Annotated in this window: 7 protein-coding genes; 3 read left to right on the plus strand and 4 right to left on the minus strand. The window is 46.4% G+C overall.

The annotated features are described in order from the left end of the window. Positions 1–486, plus strand: a 486-nt coding sequence (locus IR173_RS08055; protein WP_317207933.1) for a lipocalin-like domain-containing protein, incomplete at its 5' end; no start/stop codon positions are given. 73 nt (positions 487–559) lie between these two features. On the opposite strand, the gene IR173_RS08060 is transcribed toward IR173_RS08055, so the two are convergent. The 4 genes from IR173_RS08060 to IR173_RS08075 form a co-directional block, all read right to left on the minus strand. Beyond that, positions 560–1,471, minus strand: a complete 912-nt coding sequence (locus IR173_RS08060) for a glycosyltransferase family protein (RefSeq protein ID WP_237039143.1) — start codon at positions 1,469–1,471, stop codon at positions 560–562. A gap of 260 nt (positions 1,472–1,731) precedes the next feature. Next, the gene (gene tamL / locus IR173_RS08065; RefSeq protein ID WP_237039144.1) at positions 1,732–4,071 is read right to left on the minus strand and encodes a translocation and assembly module lipoprotein TamL; all 2,340 of its coding nucleotides are present in this window, start codon (positions 4,069–4,071) and stop codon (positions 1,732–1,734) included. Between the two features lie 5 nt (positions 4,072–4,076). Then, the gene (locus tag IR173_RS08070; RefSeq protein WP_237039145.1) at positions 4,077–8,732 is read right to left on the minus strand and encodes a translocation/assembly module TamB domain-containing protein; all 4,656 of its coding nucleotides are present in this window, start codon (positions 8,730–8,732) and stop codon (positions 4,077–4,079) included. 113 nt (positions 8,733–8,845) lie between these two features. Then, entirely contained in the window at positions 8,846–9,745 is a 900-nt protein-coding gene (locus tag IR173_RS08075) for a helix-turn-helix domain-containing protein (protein ID WP_237039146.1), read from the minus strand. Between the two features lie 218 nt (positions 9,746–9,963). On the opposite strand from IR173_RS08075, the gene IR173_RS08080 reads away from it, so the two are divergent. Beyond that, a complete protein-coding gene (locus IR173_RS08080; protein ID WP_237039147.1) occupies positions 9,964–10,644 on the plus strand; it encodes a zinc metallopeptidase in 681 nt (226 codons plus the stop codon). A 302-nt stretch (positions 10,645–10,946) separates the two neighbouring features. Continuing rightward, on the plus strand, positions 10,947–12,311 hold the full coding sequence (gene hisS, locus IR173_RS08085; RefSeq protein WP_237039148.1) for a histidine--tRNA ligase: 1,365 nt from the start codon (positions 10,947–10,949) through the stop codon (positions 12,309–12,311). Positions 12,312–12,332 lie beyond the last annotated feature (21 nt).

Raw genomic sequence — 12,332 nt, forward strand, 5'->3', positions numbered from 1 at the left:
GGTAAGAAAGACAGGAGGATTCGGAATATGAGAAATAGATGCGGATTAAAGTTTTTGTCGGGAGTGGTGGCGGCTGTCCTGCTGTGCCTCGTCATGGGAGGATGCCAGAAGGAGGCTATCGACAGTGATATGGAAGGGCACTGGGAGTTGTTGGAATATACAACGGCAGCTGACGGTAAGGTGCATGTGTGTAATCGGATTTATTACAGTATCCAGTTGTGGGTGGTGGAAATAGCAGCCAAGCAGAGCGGCACACCGCACAGGCCGGTCATCGGACGGTTTGAGCATGAGGAGAATGGAAATGTGCGGATGAGGGACTTCAAAGGAAGAAAAGCCACAAGCGATGATAAAAAGGATGTCACGGTGGAGGAGCTTCTTCCCTATGGCATCAATGCTTTGGATACAGAGTTTGAAGTGGTGAAGGCCAACGGAAAGGAGTTGATTTTGAAATCCGATTATGCTACACTGATGCTGAAAAGGTTTTAGCACGGATATAGAAGGTGAAAAGAAGAGAGGACATATCGATTGGGATGTGTCCTCTCTTTTTTATGATATATGATTAAAACAGTTTGGCAGGATATTCTCCGGCATCTACCAATGCCTGAATCTTGTCTACTACACTCTGGCGGTCTTCGGGATAAGTTACACCGAACCACTTGCTGGCAGTATCCAGAACTTCTACGGTAGCTGTTCCGTCACTAATCAGTTTGTCTACCATCAATGGAATAAAGAATTCGCTCTTCAGGTTTTCCATGTTCTTGGGATCACTCAAGAAGGTCTTGAAGAATTCCTGGCTGTATGCAAAGTAATCGGGAGTGAAGCCCCAGAAATTCATACTAACCGGAGTTGTGTCGGCTGTTGCTGTCCATTCGCCATTGTCGTCGATGTATTTCACTTCTCCGTCGATGCGCTGAATCTTGGTACGTTCTACTACGGAAGTCAACAGATTCTTGTCGTTTGTTTCACAGATACCACGAGAAACGGTACCGCTTTCGCTCAGGGTGTTACCTACGCGGAAACCTACCATTGAATAGGTGTTTTTAGATCCTTCAGGAAGATTTGCAAGGAATTTGCCCATTACCTGGAATGAGTCACGGCCATAGAAGTCGTCACAGTTGATTACTGCAAACGGTTCTTTAATAACATCGGCACCCATCATGACTGCATGGTTGGTACCCCATGGCTTGGTGCGGTCGGCAGGACAAGTGAAACCTTCGGGCAGTGCGTCCAAAGCTTGGAATACCATTTCGCAAGGGATGTGTCCTTCGTACTTGGAAATGATTTTATCGCGGAAATCTTGTTCGAAATCTTTGCGGATAACAAAAACGAGTTTGCCGAAGCCGGCGTTAATGGCATCATAGATGGAATAATCCATAATAGTTTCGCCGTTAGGACCCAGTCCGTCCAATTGTTTGAGGCCACCATAACGGCTACCCATACCGGCTGCCAATAAGAATAATGTAGGTTTCATAGTCTATTTATTTAAAAATTGATATTCTGACTACAAAGCTACAAAAATATATGAAGGAAAATGTATTTGTGAGAGGAAAAAGAAAAAAACGTTCTTTTTTTGAATTTTAATATCGATAAAATGTATTTTTCCGAATAATATTCCTATCTTTGCGCCATCAGTTTGAATACTAAAGTATTAAAATATATATCCCTCAATGATTGTGGAGGACATTACGATGTGATATCGGGGTGTCCTCATTTTTTTTGCCCCTTCCTCTATTAGAAGGGGTAGCCGATAGCGAAGTGAAGGCCAAGCCCGTCTTTGAACTTCGGTATATTGTAATAGCCGCTTTTTCCGGTGTCGTAGGGGGCATGCAGGGCAATACCCAAATCGAGGCGGATAACCAGGAAGGTCAGGTCATAACGTAATCCTACGCCGGTGCCGAGCGCCACACTTTTTGCAAAGTTCCGCATGGTGAGTTCTCCACCGGGACGCGCTTCGTCTTTTTTCATCAGCCATACATTGCCCGCGTCAAGGAAAGTGGCGCCATATAGGTCGCCCAATATCGGGAAACGGTATTCTATGTTGGCTTCCAGTTTCACGTCGCCTGTTTCGTCAATATATCCGTAACGGTTGTCTGCGTTGGGGTGGAAAGTACCCGGACCGATGGAGCGGACTGTGAATGCACGTATACTGTTGGCGCCTCCGATATAGAACTGTTCGCTATAGGGGGCGACGGTCTGGTTGCCGTATGCATAGAGTATTCCTCCCATCAGGCGGGTGGCTATGTGTTGCTTTTCTCCTACTTTGAACAGGCAGCGGACTTCCGAGGTCATTTTAAGGAATTGTGCGAAGGGGCTTCCCAGCAGTTCTTTCCCTTTTTCCTTCATTCCTTTGCCGAAGGCGGCATAAACAAGTGAAGTCACATTGCCGGCAGAGGTGAAGGAGGTTTCCCACCATAAGTTATGCCGTTTTTTCAGGGGGGCGTTGTCATAAGTAAAGGTATAGCTCATGGCAGGGATAAACTGATTTCCCAAACTGAGTGCCAGTGACTTGTTTACATTGATAATGGAATCGAATTCACTGGTGGTATGTTGCAGGGTATTGAACGTAAGCCTGAAAGGGGTTACTGTGTGTTTCCAGGTGCGCGATGGCTGGAAATCATAACTGACGGTTCCGCCAAAAGATAACATCTTGAAGAAGCGGGCACGGTTCAGCTGGTCCACATAGAGCTTGAAAGAGGTATGCGAGGGAAACAGTAAGCGGTTCGACTTGTTCTTCCATGGCAGTAACAGGCGTGGATAATCCAGTGAGAAGGATGCTCCCAGTTCATACGAATTCATTTTTGACTTGTCTCCAGCGACACTGTTGGATGCGGTTTGCCATTCGTAGGACCCTTTCAGTTGGAAAGATAGTTTGGCGGCTGTGCGCATAAAGTTGCGTCGCGACAAACTGAAGATGGCTCCCGGGCCTGTCTGGTCGGTGCTCTTGGTTGTGACATTGAATTCCAGCTCTCCGTCGTAGGGAAGGTCGAACATGGCATTTACTTTGATGTTCAGGGTGTCACAGTCGGGCAGGGTGTCTTTGGGTGTGTAGCGGAATTCTGCATATTTAAAGATTCCCAAGCGTGCCAGTGCTTCTTGGGTATAGGTTTGGCGTATCTGGGAGTATAGTTGTCCTTCTTTATATAGGAAACGTCTGCGCAAGACCTGTTCGCGGATACCGGGTTTCTTGCCATGATAATGGATGGTCATATCTGCAAAGGTCAGTGAGTCTGTCGGTTGCTCTCCCTTATATCCTGTCAGGTAAACAGAGGTCTTTCCTATATAATAAGGGCGGCGTGCTTCTGCCGGCACTCCTTTTTGCGGCACTACCTGCAAACTTACAAAACCGGGATTGCGCAATGTGTCTGCGCGGAAGGTGGTAAACTCGGGGCGGAAATAATAGTATCCGTTATTTCTGAAAAGAGTACTTAGCCGCTGGCGTTCTTCTTCCAGTTTCAACACGCTGAAGTTGTCTCCTTTGCGTAATATGCGCTGGTTGTAGGTGGCACGAATCAGGCTGTCGGCCCGTGCCGGATATTTGAGGTAGGCAATAGAGTCCAGATAGTAAGGATTGGCCATATTGATTTCATAGTTGAGCTTTGCTTTTCGGGGGTTCTTCAGGGTGTCGACCGAATAGGAGACAGAGCCATTGAAGAAGCCATAATCACGCAACAAGTTGGTCGCTACCTTTACACGGGTTTCGGGATTGACGGTGGAGATATAAACCGGGGTGGAACCCAGCTTGTTGAATATCCAGCGGCCCAGTCCCTTCTTTTCCTGGTATTTCACAAAGTCATTATATATCCACAAACCGAACGGAATGGGAAAGCGCAGGGAGTTGCTTCCCAATATGGCGTTATTGGGAGGGTAGGACAGGGCTGCCTCTACTTCTTCCAGAGTTTGCACTCCGGCGGGAGTTTTGTCTTCGTTGATAACGTTCATGTTCTTTACGCCTACGTAAAGAGTTTCGCCTTCGGGCAGGTTCTTTGTGGTGGAGCAACCCGCCAGCAGGCATAGAAAAGCTGTCAGCAACAGCTGGTTAACGTGAAGTTTTCTCTTTCTTATCCTTGTCATTTTTATCAATCTTTCTTTTTCCTGAATATAAATAACTCACCCAGATGGCTCATCTTCTTTCGCAGAACGATACCGACACCTGTTTCGATGATTTCACCTTCGAGCACACTCTCGTAGTTTTTATCGTGGAACACCTTGATATATCGGGTACCGCTATTGTCCAGACGATATTCGACGGAGACGTTGTCGATAAATGTTTCATCTTGCTGGGCGGTATTGCCGGTAGACACTTTTCCGCCGATAACGATGCGGAAACGGTTATTCCAGAAACGTTTGGCAAACTGGAAGTTGTAATCTGTACGCTTTCCGCCGTCTTCGGCATTGTCGACGGTTTCCATGCCTAGGCTGATGTCGAGGGCTTTTCCTGCAATATTCGAAATTTCGCTTTGCAGGAAGGAGTTGAGGGCATTGTTCATATTGAATCCTCCGGTAGAGTTGCCTTCTGCCATATACATACCGGTGACAAGCATGGTTACGGCCAGTTTGCCCCGTTCTTCTGGACTCATGGCGGTAAGCTGGTCTTGCACGGAGGCGTCTTCGGGGGCTGAAAGGGTAAAGGCCAGTCCCAGGTTTTCCAGTCGTTGGCTCAGGGCGATACCTACATCGAAGCTGACCATGCGGGGGCTTTGTCCGTCCTCGCCCACAGTGGCGCGCACTCGCTCTGTGGCGGTGATACTGAGTTGGGGGTTCATCACGTTGCCTGTCCATTCCACATAGCTGCCGTTCTGGATATTGAACGTCTTGAGCGGAATGACCGGGATTTCATATTTCATTTCACCGCTGATGAGCGAGTAGCGTCCGTTCAGCAGCATCTCGCCTTGCGGGGTGTATTGGAAAGAAAGGTCTCCGCCTCCTTCGAGCAGCATATAGTTGGAACCATCCGGTGTGATATCGACATGTGCTTGAACGGCTTGGTCGATATGCATTGTCATGGCGATATCCATGCCATTGATGGACACCGGCTGGATGGTTTCGTTCGCCACTTCAGTGGTGTCATTGAAGTTGACGAAAGTCACCATGTCTCCCAAACGGTCGTTTACGGTCAGCGGGGAGTCTTTCATCACATAAGTGAAATCTGTCTTTCCCAATATATTCATATTGCCCCGCATCATGAGGGCGTCTACGGGGCCGCGGAGAGTGGCGTCGAAGTCTACATACATCTTGCCGTATACCATGGCCCGTTTGGTGCGGGGAGCATTCAGTAGTTCGTAGTTCCGGGCCTTCATCTTCAAGTCGGTAGTCATACGCTCCAGATTGGAGAAGTCCACATGACCGTTGATGGTGAAAGGATTTTTTCCTTTGGTGAAGATATCGAAGTCCTTAAACATCATTTTGCTGTTGACCATCTGTACCGGCTCGTTGTCGAAGCGGAAGAGTGCAGACAGTTCGGGCATGAACATTGATACGGAGTCGAGTGACAGTTCGCCATTGAGCAGAGGCTTGGAGGGGTCTCCCTTCATGGCCAGTGTTCCGTCAATGTCGCCGTTCAGTTCCACCATATTGTCGGGGATGAACGGATTAATGACATTCAGCGGGAAGTGTTCGAGCGCAACATCTGCACTCAGGCTGCCTTTGCCGTCGGCTGTGGGCAGATAGATACCGCCGAGGTGGGCTATCTCTTTGTTATTGTGGCGGATGTATCCGTCTACGTGGTGGTCTTTCTCGTCGCCGGGCAGATATACGCCACTAAATTCCCAATTACCGAGTGGGTTGCCTTCATATTTGAATTCATCGACTTTCAAGTCACTGCTCACCATCATGTAGGGGCCGGATTCGATATAGTGCGTTTCTGCTCCAATCCATCCTTCCATATCAGGCATATAAGGCAGGATACGGCGGAACTCTTTCAGATTGATTCGGGAGAGCTCGACTGTCATGTCCTGACTGGCAATGGTATCTTCGCGATTGGTATAGAAGCTGAGGCCCGTACCTGCATCGTCGTGCAGATGGAGATTGGCATGGATGCGTCCGCGGTCTGTCAGGAAGATATAATTATCCCTGTTGACCGTGAAAGGACGGTAAACCAATGTCGGATGTTCGGGGAAAAGACGTAGACGGATTCCCCGACGTCGTAAATCGGCCTGCACTCCCATATAGACGCCTTGCTCCTTGCGGGCGTTGAGGTACTGAATGAGCAGTTGTGCCTGATTGGTACCGATGTTTCCTTCCAGGCTGACATCGTAAGCTTCTTGGTTAAGCTTCGGTCCGTTGACAACTCCACTTAGGAATTTGATGCCTTCCATGTCTTGCTGTACGTCAAGATAAATTGTATCCAAGACAATGCTGTCTGTGCTCAGACTATAAAGGAATGCTTCTCCGTTCAGCCCTTCTGTCGGAGAGGAATCCATATCCATAAAAAGTTTCCGGTAGGAGATGCCCATCATGGAAAGGTAATTGCAGACCGGATTATCCTGTCCTGAAGTGACGCGTAAACACAAGCCGGGCAGATATTGTTTCAACTCTTCCTGGTCGATATGTTTATGCTCCCACTGTTCGGAGAGTTTCTTCATCAATATCTCTGCCTGGCGGGATAAGCGTGTGATGTGCCCGGCTCCTTCCAAAGAAAGGTCGAAATCACCGGCACGCAAATACATCCGGGTAGAATCGCTTGCTGTGGCAAATCCCAGTAAAAGGTCTTTGGGATGAGATGTGCGTTTGGGCGTGATGACGGTGATATTGGCCATGGATGCATCCACGGAATATTTGTTAGCCATATCCGTTGCGAGGTGGACGGTAATATTTTGCGAGGTCTGCATGCGCTCATTCATCAAGTGCAATGCCTGCCAGTCCATGCGGTCGATATCCAGCTTCAGCGTGGCTGCCGCATTATGCGGCTTCAGGCTGCCATCGAGGTGTGCCCGTATATCCATTACTTTATTATTGATTAATAAAGCAGTGTTGATGATATGTTTTTCGAGTCCGGCAGAAAGTTGGATGCCCGACAGGATATAATTGCCGTAATGGAAACGGTCGATACTGCCCGAGGCACTGAAGGTGGTTCGGGGAGACATGAAGTCCAGTCCTTCTCCTTTGACACCAAGGCGTGCGGATACTGCAAAGAGTGAGTCTTGCGGCAAGAATCGGTGCAGGTTCAGATTATTGACGGCAACATCGGCTTCATAGGCTTCGCGTGAAAGGTCGTACTTGGCATAGAGCCGGGCGGCATGTTCCATTTTGAAATCATCTGTAATGGAGATGCTGTCATTATACACGGTGATGGGGATGGTGTCGATGACTGCCAATATGCGTGCGTCCGGTTCTTTCAACAAAAGGTCTGTACCCATTTTGGAGCCCGACATGCTGAATTTACCTTCCAGGCGTGTGCCGTTAGGGATGGCAATACCTTCGGCAAGGGCACTCAGAAAATCCATGTTCCCCACTTCCGTTTCGAGTGTGATGTCTCCTCCGCGTTTCAGCGTATCGGTCAGATGGGTTAATTCGCCTTTGGCAAAAAGCTCCAATGCGCCGGGAAGTTCGGCACTCAGAGTGGTCAATTTGAGTTGGTTGAGGTCACCGTCCACTCCTGTACGGATGCGTAAGGGTTCGGCCGGGTATTTCTGTACGAAATGTTCGTCCATACCGCCTACCAAACGTATGATGTCCTGTTTGCCTATATCAGCCATTAACCGGGCGGATAACCGTCCTTTACTTTTCATTTCGAATACGTCCCAATCGATGGATGCATTCAACTCGAAGTCCGAATCGGAGGTGGTGAGACGCAAAGAAGGGATACGGAGCGATTTCTGGTTGGAGAGCAATCGTCCTTGGGTGGATAGAAGTTCCAGTCCCGAACGCTCCTTTAGCACAAACCGGTTGATAATGGCTTTCATGTCACGGCCCTCATAATGAAGAGAGTCGAGTTGCACACCGATGCCGGTCAGTGCGATATGAGAAGGATCCAATCCTCTCAGGGCAATGCTGTCGGGCGGGAGAAGAGACGGTGCTCCCGAATCATAGTTCACCTGTCCGTTTTCTATTTTAAAACTTTGAAGGGAATAGGCGGATTTATGCAGGTCTATCAATCCGTTACGCAAAGATGCTTTTGCCAGCGATGTGCTGAGCGCGAGACTGTCAAGCGGCATCTGCAAAGCGAAAGACACATTTTGCAAGTCGATGTCCTGCAGGATTATTTTCCAGTAGGTGGTATCGGTTTTGGTGGTGTCGGCAGCTGTGGTGTCATTCAGGCAAAGAGACAAGTCGGTGTCTTTGAGCAGTACTTTGTTCACTATGGCTGTTTCGGGGTCGAGTGCCACACCGTGGCTGGATATAAACAATTCACCAAGAGTTCCCCGCAACTGCATCCCATTAATCAGGTCATTGGAATTGACGGTGGCCCCTTTGAGGGAGATACCATCTACTTCCACTTGCTTTTTCAGCAATGGCAACAACTGGACATTTACCTGAAGGCGCTTTACGCTGAGCAGCGTATCGTTGTGCTGGGAAGACGCTTCCACATCATTCACCACCAAGTTGAGCGGAAAAGATAAAGAGATTCTTCCCACCCTTATATTCATTCCGGTTGATTCAGAGGCATACGAAGCCGCTTTGTCCACCAGGAAATTCTGTATGGGGGGCAAATAAATCAGTATACATAAAAGAATGAACAATATGAAAGGAGAGGCTACCGTCCACATTGTCCAACGGATATATTTCTTTTTCATCGTGTGTTTTGTACAAACGTTTCTGCAAACTTAAACAAATTTATCGGCATATTAGTTGAATGTATCTGCCTTTTATCTTTTATTCTTGATAATTTTATCTTTTCGTTCATGTGCTATTGCACTTTATACTCACTTGGCGACATTCCGGTGTGATGTTTAAAATATTTCCCAAAAAAGGAAGGGTTGGGGAAATTCATGTAATAGGCTACTTCCTGAATGGACATGACCGAATATTTAAGTAATGCTTTTGCTTCCAGAATTACATATTCGTCAATCCACTCACCGGCTGTTTTTCCACTAACTTTCTTTACCACGGTAGAGAAGTGTTTCGGACTTAAAAACAACTGTTCGGCATAGAAGTCCACCCGTCTTTCCTTGCGATGGTGTTCGGTCAGTAAATTAATGAATTGGTTGAATAGTATTTCTTCCCGTTTCATGGATTTGGGGTTGGCTGCCAAAAACTCCGGTTGCCTGCGATGCAGGATGGAACCTAATTTATAAAGATAGGCACCCATCAGCCGCCGTACAATCTCTGTGCGGAAATTATCGTTCCGGTCAATCGTTTCTTCTATTAATGTGTAGAAAGCCTCCAGCTCTTTTACCTCTTCATCCGTCAGGCTGAAAATAGGTTGTTCTTTCAATGAAATAAAGAAAGGCATGAAACTGTTCAGGTTGATATACATTTCTTTTAAGAAATCGGATGAAATGAGGAACATCTGGGTTTGATGCATGCCCGGTTGGGGTATTGATTGAAGGATGTCGCCGGGAGCGCAAATCACCAAGTCGTTTTTAGTCGTGTTGTATTCACGCAAGTTGATGTTGATGGTTGCACTTCCTTGTTTCCGCACTGCGATGATGATACCGTCGAGGCGGAGAGGATATCTGAATATAGAATTGACATCCGGAATATAATATTCTGTATTGTCCATTATAAAATCATTGCCTATACCCTTCATGGCAGCGTTCAGTTTGCGGATGAGGGCAATGGATATATTTCCAATTTCTTGTTCCATATCTCTTAATTTTGCTTCAAAAATATAAATCAATAATCATATAGCAATCCTTTTTGTCTCCTTTATATGTTTTTTTAATTGAATTTGGCGGAAGCATCTGCCAAGTGACTGTCAATAACCCGCTAATATTCTTAATTCTTTCTAAAAGGGTAAGGATGGCAAACTATTTGTATGTAATAACCTGTATATTTAACAACAAAATTATAAAGAACAAAACTATGTCAATGTATTGGATATTATTTATTGGAATTGCGATTATTAGTTATATCGTGCAAGCCAGCTTGCAGAGTAAGTTTAAGAAATACTCTAAGATGCCACTGTCAAACGGCATGACCGGGAAAGAAGTGGCAGAGAAAATGTTGCATGACAATGGTATTTATGATGTCAGGGTGACAAGTACTCCGGGAATGTTGACCGACCACTATAATCCGGCTAACAAAACGGTGAACCTGAGTGAGGGGGTATATGGAAGCAATAGTGTGGCTGCCGCCGCTGTAGCTGCCCATGAGTGCGGACATGCCGTACAGCACGCCCGTGCCTATGCTCCGTTGAAAATGCGTTCTGCTCTTGTTCCGGTGGTTCAGTTCTCGTCATCTATCATGACTTGGGTGTTGTTGGGTGGAATCCTGATGGTAAATACTTTCCCGCAGTTATTGCTCGCAGGTATCTGTTTGTTTGCCATGACTACCCTATTCAGTTTTATCACCTTACCGGTAGAAATAAATGCAAGTCAGCGTGCATTGGTATGGTTGAGTAAGGCAGGCATTACCAATTCCTATAATCACCATGCGGCGGAAGATGCATTGCGTTCGGCTGCTTATACTTATGTAGTAGCTGCGCTTGGCTCACTGGCTACATTGGTTTATTATATTATGATTTATATGGGACGCCGGGAGTAAATATTTATCCGATTGTATTGAATAATGGGAGTGTGTCAAAACTAAGCCGGCCTATCCCATCGTTATATGTAGGGGCAGGGTTCGCCTGCCCGAAGACACAAAGCAAACTGTTTTCGGGCGAGCGAACCTCGCCCCTACGAACTAAATGATAGCATTATCCTTTATATGACAGCCTCATTTTCGGAAGAATGGCATTAAGATTAATAGAGGCTAACCATAATCAGAGTTTTCTTTCTTTTTATTCGTTTATTACAGAGATTTTTTCGTAATTTTGTGCCTCAAAATCAAATCAGAGAATCATTATGGCAGCAAAACCGGGTATTCCTAAAGGAACCAGAGATTTTTCGCCCGTAGAAATGGCGAAACGCAATTATATATTTAATACTATTCGTGAAGTGTTCCATCTTTTCGGCTATCAGCAGATTGAAACTCCTTCTATGGAGAACCTGTCTACTTTGATGGGAAAATATGGAGATGAAGGTGATAAACTATTGTTCAAGATACAGAATTCAGGCGATTACTTTTCGGGAATTACCGATGAGGAACTATTGAGTCGCAATGCTGTGAAATTGGCCGGTAAGTTTTGTGAGAAGGGGCTGCGCTATGATCTTACCGTACCCTTTGCCCGCTATGTGGTGATGCACCGCGATGAGATAAGTTTTCCTTTCAAACGTTATCAAATTCAACCGGTATGGCGTGCAGACCGTCCTCAGAAGGGACGTTACCGCGAGTTCTATCAGTGTGATGCCGATGTGGTGGGCAGCAATTCGCTGCTGAACGAAGTGGAACTTGTACAAATGATTGATCGTGTGTTCAACAAGTTTGGCGTGCGTGTTTCCATTAAGATTAATAATCGTAAGATATTAACGGGTATTGCCGAAATAATCGGTGAGGCCGATAAAATAGTGGATATTACCGTTGCTATCGATAAACTGGATAAGATAGGTTTGGATAATGTGAATGCGGAATTGGCTTCGAAAGGTATTCCACAAGAAGCGATTGATAAACTTCAGCCTATTATCTTATTGAGCGGTTCCAATGAGGAAAAACTTGAAACACTGAAAACGGTTCTGGCTGCCAGCGAGACTGGTATGAAAGGGGTGGAAGAAAGTGAGTTTATCCTGAAGACTGTTGCCTCTCTCGGAGTAAAGAGCGAAGTAGAGCTGGACTTGACGTTGGCTCGCGGATTGAATTACTATACCGGTGCTATTTTTGAGGTGAAGGCATTGGATGTGCAGATTGGCAGCATCAGTGGTGGAGGCCGTTATGACAACTTGACAGGCGTGTTTGGAATGGATGGAATGTCTGGAGTCGGTATTTCGTTCGGAGCAGACCGTATCTTTGATGTGCTGAACCAATTGGATTTGTATCCGAAAGAGGCTGTGAATGGTACAGAACTGTTGTTTGTGAACTTCGGAGAGAAGGAAGCTGCCTACTGTCTGCCTGTTTTGGCCAAAATGCGTGATGCCGGTGTACGTGCCGAGATTTATCCTGATTCAGCCAAGATGAAGAAGCAGATGGGGTATGCGAATGACAAGCAGATTCCGTTTGTTGCCATTGTAGGTGAAAATGAGATGGCTGAAGGTAAACTGACGCTGAAGAATATGACTACAGGTGAACAATCGTTGCTGACTCCCGATGAATTGTTGGAAGCAGTAAGAGGATAATAAGAAGAGATTTTATATTTT

It is taken from the genome of Phocaeicola faecalis (assembly GCF_021730445.1).
GTDB lineage: Bacteria > Bacteroidota > Bacteroidia > Bacteroidales > Bacteroidaceae > Phocaeicola > Phocaeicola faecalis.